This is a genomic window from Methylobacter sp. BBA5.1, from assembly GCF_000746145.1.
GTDB classification, from domain to species: Bacteria; Pseudomonadota; Gammaproteobacteria; order Methylococcales; family Methylomonadaceae; genus Methylobacter; species Methylobacter marinus.
In genome coordinates this window covers 73,510-89,173 of record NZ_JQKS01000016.1, presented here as the reverse complement: position 1 = coordinate 89,173, position 15,664 = coordinate 73,510, and the positions used below count along the sequence as shown (strand labels likewise).

General features: G+C 50.9%; 13 protein-coding genes. 7 read left to right on the top strand and 6 right to left on the bottom strand.

All coding sequences use genetic code 11. From position 1 onward, the window contains the following. Positions 1-39: 39 nt before the first annotated feature. From EK22_RS11215 to EK22_RS11200, 4 genes are all read left to right on the top strand, one after another. Positions 40-435: a group II truncated hemoglobin gene (locus EK22_RS11215; protein ID WP_020159740.1), complete on the top strand. Its 396-nt coding sequence runs from the start codon at positions 40-42 to the stop codon at positions 433-435. Between the two features lie 33 nt (positions 436-468). Next, entirely contained in the window at positions 469-2,442 is a 1,974-nt protein-coding gene (locus EK22_RS11210) for a bifunctional diguanylate cyclase/phosphodiesterase (protein WP_036250960.1), read from the top strand. 276 nt (positions 2,443-2,718) lie between these two features. Beyond that, positions 2,719-3,360 carry a transglutaminase-like cysteine peptidase gene (locus tag EK22_RS11205; protein WP_232216359.1) on the top strand — a complete coding sequence of 214 codons (642 nt, stop codon included), beginning with the start codon at positions 2,719-2,721 and terminating at the stop codon, positions 3,358-3,360. A gap of 15 nt (positions 3,361-3,375) precedes the next feature. Beyond that, a complete protein-coding gene (locus tag EK22_RS11200; RefSeq protein WP_020159743.1) occupies positions 3,376-4,095 on the top strand; it encodes a M48 family metallopeptidase in 720 nt (239 codons plus the stop codon). Between the two features lie 90 nt (positions 4,096-4,185). Here the strand turns inward: EK22_RS11200 and EK22_RS11195 are convergent, their stop codons facing one another. The 4 genes from EK22_RS11195 to EK22_RS11180 form a co-directional block, all read right to left on the bottom strand. Continuing rightward, on the bottom strand, positions 4,186-5,538 hold the full coding sequence (locus EK22_RS11195) for a TolC family outer membrane protein (protein ID WP_020159744.1): 1,353 nt from the start codon (positions 5,536-5,538) through the stop codon (positions 4,186-4,188). 60 nt (positions 5,539-5,598) lie between these two features. Further along, the gene (locus tag EK22_RS11190; RefSeq protein WP_036250957.1) at positions 5,599-6,249 is read right to left on the bottom strand and encodes a helix-turn-helix transcriptional regulator; all 651 of its coding nucleotides are present in this window, start codon (positions 6,247-6,249) and stop codon (positions 5,599-5,601) included. A 70-nt stretch (positions 6,250-6,319) separates the two neighbouring features. Beyond that, positions 6,320-7,675, bottom strand: a complete 1,356-nt coding sequence (locus EK22_RS11185; protein ID WP_020159746.1) for an HlyD family type I secretion periplasmic adaptor subunit — start codon at positions 7,673-7,675, stop codon at positions 6,320-6,322. A 76-nt stretch (positions 7,676-7,751) separates the two neighbouring features. After that, positions 7,752-9,932: a type I secretion system permease/ATPase gene (locus EK22_RS11180; RefSeq protein ID WP_036250955.1), complete on the bottom strand. Its 2,181-nt coding sequence runs from the start codon at positions 9,930-9,932 to the stop codon at positions 7,752-7,754. 91 nt (positions 9,933-10,023) lie between these two features. Between EK22_RS11180 and EK22_RS11175 the strand changes: the two genes are divergently transcribed. Beyond that, positions 10,024-10,362, top strand: a complete 339-nt coding sequence (locus EK22_RS11175) for a hypothetical protein (protein ID WP_020159748.1) — start codon at positions 10,024-10,026, stop codon at positions 10,360-10,362. Positions 10,363-10,380: 18 nt separating this feature from the next. Further along, positions 10,381-11,757, top strand: coding sequence for a DNA repair protein RadA (gene radA, locus EK22_RS11170; protein ID WP_020159749.1), 1,377 nt, complete (start codon positions 10,381-10,383; stop codon positions 11,755-11,757). A gap of 50 nt (positions 11,758-11,807) precedes the next feature. On the opposite strand, the gene EK22_RS11165 is transcribed toward radA, so the two are convergent. After that, positions 11,808-12,434, bottom strand: coding sequence for an FHA domain-containing protein (locus tag EK22_RS11165; RefSeq protein WP_020159750.1), 627 nt, complete (start codon positions 12,432-12,434; stop codon positions 11,808-11,810). Positions 12,435-12,542: 108 nt separating this feature from the next. Continuing rightward, positions 12,543-13,793: an HlyC/CorC family transporter gene (locus tag EK22_RS11160; protein WP_036250952.1), complete on the bottom strand. Its 1,251-nt coding sequence runs from the start codon at positions 13,791-13,793 to the stop codon at positions 12,543-12,545. A gap of 310 nt (positions 13,794-14,103) precedes the next feature. Between EK22_RS11160 and EK22_RS11155 the strand changes: the two genes are divergently transcribed. Continuing rightward, on the top strand, positions 14,104-15,573 hold the full coding sequence (locus EK22_RS11155) for a sigma-54 dependent transcriptional regulator (RefSeq protein WP_036250950.1): 1,470 nt from the start codon (positions 14,104-14,106) through the stop codon (positions 15,571-15,573). Positions 15,574-15,664 lie beyond the last annotated feature (91 nt).

The window sequence follows — 15,664 nt, the reverse complement described above, 5'->3', positions numbered from 1 at the left end:
ATATTGGTTTATAAGCATAGTAATTTTCAGAGTTGAATAATGACAGATACACTGCAAAAAACGCCCTATGAGCTTATCGGTGGTGAAAACGCACTATTAAGTTTAGTCGATCGTTTTTATTTTTTCATGGATACCCTGCCGGAAGCGGCAGGCATCAGAGCCATGCATGCAAAGAGCTTGTCGGGAGCCCGCGATAAATTGTTCAAGTTCCTATCGGGCTGGCTGGGCGGCCCCGATCTGTTTATGCAGCAGTATGGGCATCCGCGCCTGCGGCAGCGGCATTTTCCTTTTGCCATAGGCGCCGCCGAAAGGGATCAATGGATGTTATGCATGAATAAGGCCTTGAACGAAATGCCCATGGATGCCCATTTCAGGGACAGTTTAAGCCAGGCGCTACAACAACTGGCCACTCACATGATTAATCAGTATGATTGACGGTCAAGATAGGGGGCACCCAAGGCCAGGCACATGACTTTATCCAAACAACTATTCATACTGATATCGGCGCTGTTTTTGATGATTTTCAGCGTCAATTTCGTCATTAGTGTCGGTAACATGAGGAGTTATCTGCAGATTGAAGCCGAAGTGCATGCGCAGGATACGGCCACGTCTCTAGGACTGGCGCTGAGCCCATATATCAGCAATGAAACCGATCCGGTCATGGAAACCATGATGAACGCCATCTTCGACATGGGGTATTACAAGGAGCTCAAACTGGTGAATGCGGAAGGCCGGCCACTGGTTACCCTGACTAATGATCAGGTGTTTGAAGAGGTCCCGAGCTGGTTTATCGCCATGCTGCCCATCGAGACGGCCACGGCGAAAAGCGAAATAAGCTCGGGCTGGAGTATTGGCGGTACCCTGCGGGTCACGGTAAATCCGGGATATGCTTATCTTAAGCTTTACCATCAGGCGCAAAGCGCATTCTATTATTCTATGGCGGCATTTATAGCGTCCAGCATTTTACTGATGCTCGTCTTGCGGTTTATTTTATTGCCGTTAAAAAGAATCAGTCAGTTGGCGCTCGCGGTTTCCGATGGGCAGTATGAAACCATGGACCGGTTGCCTTGGACCACCGAGGTCAGGACCGTTGCCGGTTCCATAAACGCCATGTCCAAAAAGATCGGCGAAGTGGTGACAAACCTGAATGCCAAGCTTGAATTATTGGGCAAAAAACTGCAACTTGACGATGTCACCGGCCTGAGCAAAAAATGCGGCTTCGAGACGGACATGAAGCGCTTATTGGCCGAGCACGGCGAGGCGTTCATTTATCTGATAAAACTGGACGGTCTGGCTGCGATGGCCAAGGAAAAGGGCAGCGAGGCCATCGATCGCTTTTTACGGGACTGCGCCAACAGTCTGAAACAGTTGGCGGCGACATTGCCGGAAGGGAGCGCCGGAGTCTATCATTTTTTTGGCGGTGAATTTGTCCTGCTGGCCAGGGATATTAATTCGCAACAGGTCGAACAGATGGGAAAAGCATTGAGCCGCTCCTTGAGCGAATTGGGCTCACGATACCGACAACCGGATATTGCCCATATCGGCGTGGCGCCGTTTAATCCCCTGGACACGACCGCCGGCATGCTGGCGGCGGCCAATGAGGCGTTTGAGCAAGCCAAGTTGATCGGCGCCAACAGCTACTTTATCAGGACGCGGGACGATCAAGCCAAGGATATCGCGGAATGGAAGTCGCTGGTTTTCGATGTCGTCGATAATGACGCCTATACGGTTTCATTCATCGACCCGATAGAGAGTTTCCTGACCGGGCAAGTATTGATGACCGAGGCGTTTATTCGGGCATCGGCCGCTGATGGCCAGCCGATACCTGTCGGAACTTTCGTCTCTGTCGCCGAGAAATTCGAGAAAATTGTCGATCTGGATAAGGGCGTTGTTGAAAAAGTCCTCGCTTATATTGAAGGGCGGCGTATCCGGCATGCCATAGCGGTAAACGTGTCGACCAGGACGGTAAAAAACAGCGATTTCCGCGCCTGGCTGGCTGCGCAATTGGCCCGGCATCAGGCTGTCTCGGCCCAGCTCGTGTTCAGTATTTCCGCTTATGCGGTCGCGAAAGAGGTTAAGGTTTTCAAGGAATTTATCAAATTTGCCCACGAGCATGGCGCCAAAGTCATCCTGAAACGGTTCGATACGCAATCCGTCTCGCTGGAAACGGCGAAGGCGTTGAGACCCGATTATATCCGCATGGCCAGAGATCTCGGCAACGGCGTCAGCCGCGAACCGGGCAAACGAGACTTTATCGAAGCCATGAAGGAGATGGGGCAATTGCTGGACATCGGTATATTGGCTGAAAATATTGATGCCGATGAAGATTTTGCCGCCATTAAATCAATGGGGATCGCCGGTGCCAGCCGCGGCAGCGGTAAAGAGCCAAATAAGGCCGGCAAATTATATGTGCCCGTCGCCGACAGCATCGTTCATCTGTAACAGGCCGGTTTTGAAGACGACGCAGTGTTTCGCGTGCCGCAATATGGGCTTGTGATGACAGGGCGGCGTTTATTGTTTGACGAGGTACGCAATTGAAAATCTGACCAATATGCAGTTTGCCTGTCGGCCGTCGCGGCGCGGGCGGGCAAGCACGCCATAATTGAAACACAGGGAGTTATTTATGAGCATTGATCTGTTTACAGCTTTTCGGACCGTGAACCGGCCCGATTCGGAGTGTCGGCGGTTTCGCTGATGCCGGGGCTTAAGCGGTCGCCATTGAAAAAAATAGCGGCAGTGCTGCTTTGCTGGTCATATGCGTTCGCCGTTGCAGCGACGCTTGAAATTAGCGACGAATTACTAGGGCAGGTACAAAACAAATATGGCGAGGCGGCAAGGCAGCGCATCATTCAGTGGCAAACGCTGGTGCGGACGGCGAAAGACTTGCCGGATCAGGAGAAATTACAACGCGTCAACGAGTTTTTTAATCAGAATATAGCGTTTGTCGATGATATCCTGCATTGGGGCGTCGAGGATTACTGGGCGACACCGCTCGAAGCTTTGGCGACCGGCGCGGGCGATTGCGAGGATTATTCCATTGCCAAGTACTTCACGCTGAAAGAACTCGGCGTCGATGAAGATAAAATGCGTATTACCTATGTAAAAGCCTATAAACTCAATCAGGCACACATGGTGCTGACGTATTTTGCTACCCCAAGGGCCGTGCCGGTGGTGCTGGATAATTTGGTGCCGACCATCGAGCCGGCGACCAAAAGAACCGATTTATTGCCTGTCTACAGTTTTAACGGAGCCGGCTTATGGCTGGCCAAAGCCAGGGGCGCCGGCCAGCGCGTGGGCGGCTCGGACCGATTGGATTTGTGGACCAGGCTTAAACAAAGAATGATGAATAACCCGCTGTAATTTAGGGAGCTATTAGTGTCTAATCCGCCATTTTCTTATCATATCCGTCACAGCCAGCGCGCGACCCGTGTACGCATCGTTGTAACGCCCGGCAAGGTTGAAGTCGTCGCGCCGGTAAAAGCCTCGCCTCTGCGCATCGAGCAATTTGTTCAGGAAAAGCGGCAGTGGATTGTGCAGACTCTGGCAAACATGGAGGTTAAAAGCGCCCTGTACAGTCGCCGGGCTCCATCTGATTATAAGCATGGCGTCGATATCCCGTTTCAGGGGAAACAGTATCCATTGGCGGTCAGGCCGTCGGCCTTAAAAAAGGTCAAAATAGAGTTTTCAGATGCGTTTATCGCGCATGTTCCTGAGGCATTACTTGTCAAAGAGCATGGCGACGACATCAGGAAGGCCCTGATCCGCTGGATGATGGCGACATCAAAATTGCATGTGCAGCGGCTGGTCAGTGAACATGCCGGCAGACGGCAGCTGTTTCCGCGCTCAATCAGGATCAAGACTCAAAAAAGCCGCTGGGGCAGTTGCGGCATCCATAATGACATCAATATCAATTGGCTGTTGATCATGGCGCCGCCCGAAGTGCTGGAATATGTGGTCGTTCATGAGCTTTGCCATATTCAGGAAAAAAATCATTCCAGGCATTTTTGGGCCCTGGTGGCCGAGCATTTGCCCGGCTACCAGCAACATCGGCATTGGCTGAAAAAACACGGCAGTCATCTGATGATGGGGCTGTAATTTAACAGCTTGCCGGGGATAACTTAACCGGCGGCGGGGCTGTATCCCGGCGTCGGCAAAGTTAAAAGGCGCTCACAGCGCCTTTGAGGCTTATTTTTCCAGGGGAATGGTCTCTGGCGGCAGTGTCACGCCTAAGGATTGATTCAGACCACCCATGCTGGCCAAAATGCGATAGGCGGCAAATAATTCGTCATATAAGGCATTGGTATAAGCGCTTTTGGCGATAAACATCTCATTGGCGGAATCCAGTAAATCCAGCAATGTGCGTTGACCGATATTGAATTGCAGCTGATATGCTTCAAGCGCCTTGATGCTTGAGTCCCTATGGTTTTTAAAGAACGTCAGCTGGTCCTTGACCGTCTGATGGGCAACCCAGGATAACCGCATGCTTTCAACCACCTGCCGATAGGTGTTATCCCTGATATCCTTTGATTGAGCGATCAAGTGCGCGGTTTCCTTGCGCCTGGCCAAATCCTTGCCGCCATTGAACAGGTTGTATCTAAGGCGCAACATGGCGGTCAAGTCCTCGTTCTTACCGGGAATGCCGTCCAGATTGTTGTTGTAGGAGCCGCCGCCCTCGAAATCAACACGTGGCATATAAGCGGCCCTAGCCGTCTCATGTTGGGAGACGGCTGATTCGATATCGGCATTGGCCGACTTTAAGATGGGATGATTTTCCACGGCCTTCTCAATGGCCTCGTCAATGCTTGCCGGCAGCAGGGTGTTCGGGTCTGCCGGCGTCTCAAGTTGTCCGGGCAATGCGCCCACGACGCGCAAAAAGGCTGTTTTGGCATCCTTCAGGTTGCCTTCCTCGGCGCGTACATTGGTTTCCGCCAACGATAAACGGCCGGTGGACTGTTCGATATCCGCTCTTTTGCCGATGCCTTGCTCGCTGCGCAAGGTGATCTGGTCATTGGTTCTGGCATGGACGACCAGGTTCTCCTGGGCGAGTTTCAGCAACTCTTCCCGGCGCAACACATTCAGATAAGCTTCAACCGCCTTGAGGGCGGTGATTTCCGATCGGCCGAAGACATTGTAGGCCTTGGCGTTGGTTCTGGCTTCCTGTCTTGCCACTTCGTTGGGAGTGGCCAATCCGTCAAAAAGCATTTGCCGTATCTGCAGGGAGGCTTCTTCACGGCCGTACTGAACCGTGCCTTGTTGCTGGTTTGATCTGAATAAAGGCGTCCCGGATATGCGGGCGCGCGTGGACGGGTTGTTGGACTGTTCGAATCCATAACCGGCGGCCAGGTCCACGGTAGGGAAATAGCTGGCTCTGGCCTGATCGATTTCCTGTTCCACGGCCAGTCGCTCATCCTTGGCGGACTGAATTTCCGGATTTTCGTTGATGGTTTGTTGTACGGCTTCCTGGAGCGACTGTGCCGCAACCGGTGATGACAATGCGATGCCGGCAATCAATCCGGTTATGCCTGATTTAAACTTCATATTTACTCCTGATTAAAATATTTTGTCTCGTTATATAGTTATTATTTTTTATTATTTATATTATTGGATTATTTCTTTCAGTAATACGGCAAGGTGCAGTCGGTCTTGAACTTCAAGTTTTTGAAATATGGAAGTTAAATGGGCTTTCACGGTACGTTCTGAAATATTGAGTAAAGAAGCAATCGTTTTATTGCTTTCTCCGGCGCGTATCATTTTGGCAACATCCAGTTCCCGGTGTGTCAGCGTTTGCAAGTTATTATGGGCGGGTGTTGTTTTTTCGGATTGAATGGTTTGGGCGTTAGTCAGTTCGATCAAGTGTCCGATGACTTTGGGAACTAAATGCCGTTGGATCCAGATATCGCCTTTTAACAGGCTGTTCGTTGCTTTTAGCAGCTGATCGGCAGCTGCATCATACTCGCAATAGCCTGAAAAACCTGAGATCAAGGCATGTATTTGTTGGTCTTCAGGCCAGTCGCGACCGATAATCAGCGCTTTTAAGGCCGTATTCAGAATTTGCGCAAGCGCCGTAGTATCGGTATCAAAACCTGCTGCATCGGCGTCGATAATGAGAATATCGGTCGGATTCATCGGGATATGGCCGATAGCATGGTTAATAGTATCGACTATATTAATCTTATGTTCCTCTGAAAGTATTGTTTTCCATTGATCCGCTAAAATAGGATTAATTGATAGAATTAATATATTCGCCACTTAAATGTATCCTTGATCCCTATTATTAATATTATGTATATAGTCGATAACAGGGTATGACTAATAGTTATCAGCGTTCCCGAAGTGCGCGTTGCCTGGCTTTTAATATGGGTTTGAGTAAATAGTCCAAAACGGTTTTCTTGCCGGTTAAAATATCGACGTCGGCATTCATGCCGGCAATAATGTTGAGCGTTTCGCCATTTTTTTCGAGGTGGTTTTTAGTCGTTCTCAGACGGATCTGGTAATAACTTTTTTTATCTTGCTCATTAATAATAGTATCGGCACTGATATGTTCAAGTTTTGCGTCCAGGCCGCCGTAAATGGAAAAGTCATAAGCGCTTAATTTGACCATGGCATCCTGGCCCGGGCGCAGAAAGGCAATGTCGGCCGGCCTGATTTCCGCTTCCACCAGCAATTGATCGTCCACAGGGACAATTTCCACCAGGTCCATCCCGGGCTGGATAACGCCGCCGATGGTCGTGACTTTCAGTTGTTTGACCGTGCCTTTTAACGGGGAGAGGATGCGGGTCCGGGTCACCCGGTCCTTCAGCGCCAGCACCGACTCGGACGTTCTGTCCAGTTCCGATTTGGTTTCGTTAAGTTGCTTCATCGCGTCGGCTTGAAAGCGGATTTTTTGTTCGCTGAGCTTGTTTTTGGTTTCAGCCAGAGACGCTTGCAGTCGCGGTATGGCCAGTCGAGCGGAGCTTAGTTCGCCATTCAAGTCATTGGCGCTGCGTTTCAGTCGGAGCAGTTCGACTTCGGACATCGCGCCCTGGGCAACGAGCGGTTCTGACATGTCCATTTCCTTCTTCAGCATCTGATAACTGCGCGCGATCTGGTTCTGCTTTGATTTAAGTTCAACCAGTTCCTGTTCCTTTTGCACGACTTGTTGCTGCAATATCCGGATATTCGCCTCCAGTTCGGATTTTCTGGCGTCATAGAGTTGGCGGGTGTGTTCGGCGAAACTCGGGTAATTGTCGATGACTTCCTGCGGCATTTTCAACGGCTGCCCTGTCGTTTCAGCAGTCAAGCGGGCGGCATTGGCTAAAAGTTCATAATACTTCAGCTTGGTTTCATTGAATGAGGAGGCAAAGCGCACTTCGTCCAGTTGCAACAGCGCCTGGCCTTTTTCAACCAGATCGCCTTCCTTGACCAGGATCTCCGAAAGTATGCCGCCTTCCAGATTTTGCACGACCTGAATATGGCTGGACGGGATGATTTTTCCGGCGCCGCGGGTGACTTCGTCCAATGCGGCATAGTTGGCCCATATCAAGGCGGTCACGACGAACAGAAAGGTCAGCCATAAAATAAGATGACTGTGAATTGAGGCGCCGTACAGGTTCGCTTCATTCACGTCGGTAAGAAAATCCTTATCTTCCGATAATTGATGTTGCTTTGAGATCAGTTCGGATAATTTTTTTATCATTATTATGGATCGCTGCTTTGTTCGTGGCGCTTGTGATGTTGTGTAGCCGACGGTTTTGCCGGACTTGACCGGATAGCTACATCGATACCTTGATTTGCCCTTGTTTTAACGCGTCCAGGACATAGGCTTTAGGGCCGTCGGCGACAATATGCGCGCCGTCCATCACGATAAGCCGGTCCACCAGCGACAGCAGCGAGGCCCTGTGCGTGACCAGAATCAAGGTGCGCGTGCCGATGTGGCTGGCGAAGCGCTGCTTGAAGACTTCTTCGGTGCTGTTGTCCATCGAGTTGGTCGGTTCATCCATAATATAGGCCGGCGGCGCGAGCAGCAGGGCCCGGGCAATGGCGACGCTTTGGCGCTGCCCTCCCGACAGCGAGGCGCCGCGCTCGCCCACGGGCATATCAAAGCCGGCCGGGTGCTTGTTGACGAATTGCGTGACGCCGGCGATTTCGGCGGCGTTCAGAATGGCGGAGTCCTCGGCGAAGCGCGAACCCAAGGTGATGTTGTCTTTTACGCTGCCGAACATCAGCGATATGTCCTGAGGCACATAACCGAACTGGCGGCGCAGCTCCGACGGATCGATCTGGCGGATATCGGTGTCATCGATCAGAATGGAACCTTCCTGCGGCTCATACAAGCCCATGATAAGTTTTTCAATAGTGCTTTTGCCCGAGCCGATCCGGCCGATAAAGGCGACGCGCTCTCCGGCCTTGATTTTGAAGGAGACTTTTTCCAGGGCCCGGGTCGGCTGGTCGGGATAACTGAACATGACGTTTTTGAATTCAATGGCCCCTTTAAACTTCGGCCGATGCAGGAATTTTTTGCCGAATTCACGTTCCACCGGCAGTTCCATCAGGCGGTTGATGGACGCCAGGGATGCTTTCGCCTGGTGATAGCGGGTCAGCAATGAGGCCACCTGGGCAATGGGCGCCAATGCCCGGCCGGTTAAAATCGTGCAGGCGATCAGGCCGCCGGTGGTCAGTTCGCCTTCGGCTATTTTATAGACGCCCAGAATGACGACGGCAACGGAAGCCAGTTGCTGCAGGAACACTGTCAGGTTGACGGCGATCGAGGAATAAAAACGGGATTTCAGGCCCAGTCGCGCAATCTGGCCGATATTCTGCTCCCATTGCCGCTGCATCTGGCCCTCCGCGCTGACCGTCTTGAGGATTTCAAGATTGCTCAACGACTCGATCAGAATGGCGCCTTTTTGCGCCGAGTATTTGAACAGCTCCGCGATGGTGCGTTTTAAGGGTTTTTGCGCCGCAATACCGCCGATAATCGCCAATGGCAGCAAGGATAAAGGGATCAGCGCCAATTCGCCGCCTATCATGGCGATAATCGCCAGAAAAATAAACAGAAAAGGCAGGTCGATCAGCGTCGCTAAGGTCGCGGACGTCAGAAAATCCCGGAAGGATTCGAATTCCTGCAGGTTGTTGGCGAAAGCGCCTACGGACACCGGCTTTGCCTCCATGCGGATGCCCATGACTTTTTCGAAAACAGTCGCGGACAGAATGATATCCGAGCGTTTGCCCGCCGCATCAATAAAATAGCCGCGCAACGCCTTCATGACAAAATCAAAGGTAAACACAATCGCCACGCCGATAGCCAGGACCCACAGCGTTTCCACGGCATGATTAGGCACCACCCGGTCGTAAACGTTCATGATAAAAAGCGGAGAGGCCAGCGCGAACAGGTTGATCAGCAGCGATGCGATGATGACTTCGGTGTAAATGGGCCAGGATTTGTAAATGACATCCCAGAACCAATGCCTGACTTTGGGCGTGACGGAACCGGAGGTTCTGTCATCGAATTGATGATTAAGCTGGGTTAAAAATGCCGAGCCTGTATACTCTTCCTGTAAAGCCTGCAATGTAACCGTTTTTTCCCCGCTATCGGTTTCAGGCAGAATAACCGTAAAAAGCTTCTGTTCTTTTTTAATCAGGACGCAGGTTTTTTCATGCTTTAAAATCAAAACAGCCGGTAAAACCAGATTCGAGATTTCATCGAGAGGGCGCTTGACCAGGGCGGCGGCAAGCCCCGCGCGTTCGGCCGCCCTGATGAACAAGGCCGGGGTTAATTTGTTGTCGACCAAAGGCAATCCGGCCGTTAGCGCCTCCGCTGAATAGGGTGTATGCAATAGCTTACAAATTGATAATAAGGCCAGCAACAGCGCATCATCAGATTTGGGCGGAATTGAGTGGGAGGTGGTGGAGGGCAGAGCAGTTGATTGCGGGGCTTCTTCGACGGTGTCCATATGCTCAGGGGTAACTAAGGGTCCAAATTATTGCAGTGTATTTGCAGAGTACTTAGGTAGAATAGCACAACAACATTTACTGGAGAAATTGATGCCCTATGTAAGCCGAAATGCCGCAGGTATCATTATTGAATTACATGACTCCCCGCCTGCCGCCGACTCGCAATGGCTGGCGGCTACCGACCCGGAGGTGATGAGTTTTTTACGGCGCATGGCCGAGTCGGAGCAGGTCAAGCGTACGCTGTCCTCGACGGACTATGAGATGGCGCGGGTCATAGAGGATCTGGTCGACCTGCTAATCGAGAAGCAGGTTTTCATCTTTACGGAATTGCCACCGGCAGTGCAGGAAAAATTAGGAACCAGAAAGCGGCTTAGGAAGGATATGCAGTCACTGAATAACTTGATCAGCGAGGATGACGATATATTTTGATGTGTCGCCCCAATCAGTATGAGTAAGAAAACCAAAACAGCGTATGTTTGTGATCAATGCGGCGCGGATTTTCCGCGCTGGGCCGGGCAATGCACGAGCTGTGGGGCCTGGAACACCATTAAGGAAGTCAGGCTCGGCTCCGCGGCATCCGATCGCCATAGCCGCACTGCCGGTTATGCCGGCAGCCGGTCGGAAGTCCGGTTGTTGTCCGACATCAATCTTTCGCAAGCCGAACGTATTTCCACGCGGATTTCAGAATTTGACCGGGTGTTGGGCGGCGGCATTGTCAGCGGCAGCGTCGTGCTGATCGGCGGCGCGCCGGGCGCCGGCAAGAGCACGATCTTGTTGCAGGCCATCGCCAATATTGCCGGCGACGGGATCAGCGTGCTGTATGTCTCCGGCGAGGAATCGTTGCAACAGATCGCCGAGAGAGCCCACAGGCTGAAGCTGCCGGTCGATAAAATCATGATGCTGGCCGAAACCTCGGTCCAGAGAATCTGCGATGTGCTGGATGAGGTGCGGCCGCAGATTCTGGTGATTGATTCGATTCAAGTCATGCACACGCAGGAGACGGACTCGGCGCCCGGATCGGTCTCCCAGGTCCGGGAGTCGGCCAGCTATCTGACCCAGTACGCAAAAAAGCATAATGTCTCCATCTTCATGGTCGGGCATGTCACTAAGGATCAGTCATTGGCAGGTCCCATGACTCTGAGTCATATTGTCGATACCCAGGTCATTCTGGCATCGACGGATGACGCCCGGTTCCGGGTTTTGAGAGCCGATAAAAACCGCTTCGGCAGCGTCGGCGAGCTGGGTTTTTTCGCCATGGACAGTGCGGGGCTCAAGGAAGTCAAGAATCCGTCGGCGATGTTTTTGAATCGGGCCGAAAAGCCGTCTTCCGGCAGTGTCGTGACCGTGCTTTGGGAAGGTACACGGCCTTTGCTGGTGGAAATCCAGGCCCTGGTGATCGAATGCCAGTATGGCAATCCGCGGCGCCTGGCCGTCGGCTTCGATCAGAACCGCCTTGCCATGCTGCTGGCTGTGCTGGCGCGGCACGGCGGCATCCTGACCGGTACTGACGAGATTTATGCCAATGTGGTGGGCGGCATCAAAGTCACGGAAACCAGTTCTGATTTGGCCATTGTCGTGGGGATCGTATCCAGTCTAAGGGACAAGGTGATTCCGCATGATGCGTTCTTTTTTGGCGAGATTGGTCTTAATGGCGAGATCAGGCCGGTCGCCAACGGTCACGCCCGCCTTAACGATGCCGCGAAACACGGCTTCAAAAAGGCGGTTATCCCGAAAGCCAATGCGCCTAGAAAACCGATTGAAGGCCTGACGATTCATGCCGTTTCCCATCTTTCCGAGGCGCTGGATATTTTCTCGGATCTTTGATGAGGGAAATAAGTGATAAGGATATTGCGGCGGTTGGCGGCGGTTTTTTATCAAGCCAGAAAAAACTGCAGGGCGGTATTGTCAATAACGATTACGTCATTATTGTTCAGCTTGAGTGAATTATCGTCCAAAGGCTGGTTATTGACGGTGATGGGGCCATTGTTTTCCAATGCGGAAATAAAATAGCCGTCCTTTCTTTTGGCGATAACGATCATGCCGCTGCCGCTATTGCCCAGGCGCGTCATTGTTTTTTTCAGGGGCAGGATCTTGCCTATATTCTGGCCGTCCATGATCTGCAGGTTGGCGGCAGGGATCGGGGTGTAGGCGCTGTCTTCTTCGCGATTCACTTTGTTGGTCGAACTGCCGGAATGCCGGAGTTGTTCGGTCGATTCCGTCGTATTGTAGATGATGTCATGCTTGCCGATTGAGATCGTGTCATTATTGCTGAGATGACATTCCTTGACTTTTTCATGATTGACGATTAACGGAAAGTCATCATTCAACTGCTTGATAATGCAGTCAGTATCGCGAATAACAAGAGCGGCATGAGCCGGAGCAACCGCAAGGCTGTCGATGGTCAAGTCGTTGGTTTCATCGCGTCCGATATGCACGATGCCGTTTTCAAAAAGCGCTGAATGGATTGCTTTATCTTTAAAAAAAACAGTGAGTCTTGCCATTGCTGTCGTAAATTAATCTTTGAATGGATTTTAATTATAGACGGAATATTTTACTTAGCCAAAAAAACGCAAGTTTTTAACAGAGGTGATCGGCATTGGTATAAGTTGCTATTTTTGCGGCAGAAACTTAACCAATTTAACGGTATTCTGGTCGCGTTTTATGATTTCCAGAGGGTAGCCGTGCAATTTTATGCTGGTCCCGGGCTCCGGGATGGTCTCCATGAATTCAATGATAAGCCCGTTCAGTGTTTTCGGGCCTTCTGTCGGCAAAGACCATTGCGTGACGCGGTTCAATTCCCGTACGGTAATGTTGGCGTCCACCAGAAAACTGCCGTCGCTTTGCTCTCTGACGGTTACATCGTCGGTGATCAGTTCGCCCACTATTTCCTGCAGCAAATCGTCCAGGGTAACAAGGCCTTCCACGTCACCGTATTCGTCGACCACCAGGCCGATGCGTATTTTCTCGGTCTTAAACCGGTGAATCTGCTGGTGCACAGGCGTGCTTTCGGGAATGAAGGAGGGTTTCGTCAACAGATTGATAAGGGTTTGCTTGTCAAAATCCTCATTATTGACCAGCATGAGGACTTTTCTTAAATGCATGAAGCCGATGACCCGGTCGATGCTTTTTTTATAAACAGGCAGTCGGGTATGCGGACTGGTCTTGATTTGTGTAATGATGTCTTCAATCGGTGACTCAAGATCGATACCGACAATTTCATTGCGCGGCGTCATGATGTCTTCAACCGTCGCCGACTCAAGATCAAGAATGCCCAGCAGCATTTTCTGATAGCGCGAAGGCATTAAACTTTCCGCTTCGGTCACGATGCTTTTCAATTCTTCCTTGTTAAGCAGGTCGTGGTTGTTTTTTTTGATGTTAATGCCGACCAGACGCAGCAACAGCCCGGTAATCAGGTTAACGATCCATACAATCGGATAAAAGAGCTTCAGCAAGGGGACAAAGATCCAGGCTGCGGGGAAGGCCAGTATCTCAGGCTTGACCGCCGCCAGCGTCTTCGGCGTGACCTCGGAAAAAATAAGAATGACGATCGTCAAAATTCCGGCGGCAATGGCAATGCTGGACTCGCTTTCGCCAAAGAGCCGAATGGCAATGACTGTCGTTAATGAGGAGGCGATGACATTGACGAAATTATTGCCCAGTAAAATCAGGCTGATTAACTGATCGGGCCGCTGCAGTAAGTGATGGGCTTTTATTGCCCCGGAATGTTTGAGCTTAACCAGATGCTTTAAACGATAACGGTTCAAGGTCATAAGAGACGTTTCGGAACCGGAAAAAAAAGCCGAAAGAATAAGCATTAATGCAAGTATGCCAAATAGCATACCAAGGGGTATGTCGTTCAAAGGAATGAGGACTCTAGAGTAGTGGAAACAGCTCTAGTGTCTACAATGGGAAATTTTTGTCAAGCTTGAATGTGGAGCGTAAGCTGTTATTTGTCTTTGAATTACTTTAAAAAAGTTATAGAACATTTTGAAAAAAAGAGTATTTTGACAGCGGCTCGATTCGATGCTTAACTTTATCGAGTAGCTAAAAAACCAAGTTGGATTATATTTAATACCTTAGAGATTAAGGATAACTGATTCTTTGATCATGGCCGCTTTTTGAAGCCACGTTTTAATTGCAGATTAATATTTGAATGATGAGTATAGGAATATGGCTTTGCCGCGTATTTTGTTAATTGATGATAATAAAACAAGATCCCAGCAATTTGAGATTATTCTTCAGTTTATGGAATACCAGGTGGAAACAGCCGGTTCATCAAATTATGCGGCAGTGATCGGTCAGATTGAGCCGGTTTTCGGGATTTTTGTCGGTGACGGTATCGACAAACAGGCGCTGGTGATCAAGGAAATAGTAGAGCTCACCGATAATATCCCCGTGATTTTGTTGATCGACAAGGGGGCGGCCTTGCGAGTGCCGACAGCCATCAACAACCGGGTGTTTCAGGTGCAGGAATGGCCAGTGGCCTATCCCGGCCTGAAGCCGACAATCGATAAACTGTCAGCGGCTTACGGTCAGCGCCAGGGCAATCCCGTCAATTTCCAGGAGCGCAGGGTTTATGAGCGGCGTTCATCGGCGATCGAACGACTGCAAGGTAATAGCCAGGCCATTGTCAATATTCGTAAATCCATAGCACAGGTGGCCGAATCCGACGCGACAGTGTTGATTCTCGGCGAGTCAGGAACGGGCAAGGAAGTGATTGCCCGGGCTTTGCATGATGCCTCTTGCCGGAAATCAAAACCATTCGTGCCGATCAATTGCGGAGCGATTCCAGGCGAATTGTTGGAAAGCGAGTTATTCGGCCATGAAAAAGGCGCTTTTACCGGTGCCTTGAATGCCCGGCAAGGGCGGTTTGAAATGGCGGAAGGCGGCACGCTGTTTCTCGACGAGATCGGCGACATGCCGACGGCCATGCAGGTCAAGCTGCTACGCGTATTGCAGGAGCGTACGTTTGAGCGCGTCGGCAGCAATAAAACCATCTACTGTGATGTCAGGGTAATTGCAGCAACCCACCGATCCCTTGAAGAAGAGATTAAATCGAATCGGTTCCGGGAAGATTTATTTTACCGCTTGAATGTGTTTCCGATTGAAGTGCCCGCTTTACGGGAGCGCGCCGGCGATATTCCGCTGCTGGTGCAGGATCTTATCGCCCGACTGGAGGCGGCTAACCGTGGGTCGGTACAGCTGACCAATGCGGCACTGGCGGTTTTAATGCAACATACCTGGCCCGGCAATGTCAGGGAATTGGCCAATCTGATTGAACGGTTGGCGATTATTTATCCGAAAGGCTTGGTGGATGTGGCCGATTTGCCGGAAAAATTCCAGCACTATCCTGTCCCGGAGGAAATGATCGTCGATACGCCGGCGGCTAATGCGGAAGACCTGGACCGGTCCTCCGGGGTAATGGAAATGGATGAACAGTCTGATGCGTTGCCGGCGTCCCTGGCGCATCTGCCGGAGCAGGGTATTGATTTGAAAGAATATCTGAATGTGCTGGAAGGCGATCTGATACGGCAAGCACTGGTGGAATGCAACGGCGTCGTCGCCCATGCAGCCAAGCGCCTGAATATGCGCCGTACGACCTTGGTGGAAAAATTGCGCAAGTACGATGTGCAGCGCTAGCGAGTCAAATTTTCGACGCCATGTTTAACTAATTGAAAACAAATATAAATTATTAGTGGCCTGATTGTTGCTTTCTTTGATTCACATGAAA

What these genes read in the sequence shown, in the direction of transcription:
- EK22_RS11215 (WP_020159740.1), top strand. Translation starts at nt 40, where the DNA reads ATGACAGATACACTGCAAAAAACGCCCTATGAGCTTATCGGTGGTGAA.
- EK22_RS11210 (WP_036250960.1), top strand. Translation starts at nt 469, where the DNA reads ATGACTTTATCCAAACAACTATTCATACTGATATCGGCGCTGTTTTTG.
- EK22_RS11195 (WP_020159744.1), bottom strand. Translation starts at nt 5,538, where the DNA reads ATGAAGTTTAAATCAGGCATAACCGGATTGATTGCCGGCATCGCATTG.
- EK22_RS11185 (WP_020159746.1), bottom strand. Translation starts at nt 7,675, where the DNA reads ATGATAAAAAAATTATCCGAACTGATCTCAAAGCAACATCAATTATCG.
- EK22_RS11180 (WP_036250955.1), bottom strand. Translation starts at nt 9,932, where the DNA reads ATGGACACCGTCGAAGAAGCCCCGCAATCAACTGCTCTGCCCTCCACC.
- EK22_RS11175 (WP_020159748.1), top strand. Translation starts at nt 10,024, where the DNA reads ATGCCCTATGTAAGCCGAAATGCCGCAGGTATCATTATTGAATTACAT.
- radA (WP_020159749.1), top strand. Translation starts at nt 10,381, where the DNA reads ATGAGTAAGAAAACCAAAACAGCGTATGTTTGTGATCAATGCGGCGCG.
- EK22_RS11165 (WP_020159750.1), bottom strand. Translation starts at nt 12,434, where the DNA reads ATGGCAAGACTCACTGTTTTTTTTAAAGATAAAGCAATCCATTCAGCG.
- EK22_RS11155 (WP_036250950.1), top strand. Translation starts at nt 14,104, where the DNA reads ATGGCTTTGCCGCGTATTTTGTTAATTGATGATAATAAAACAAGATCC.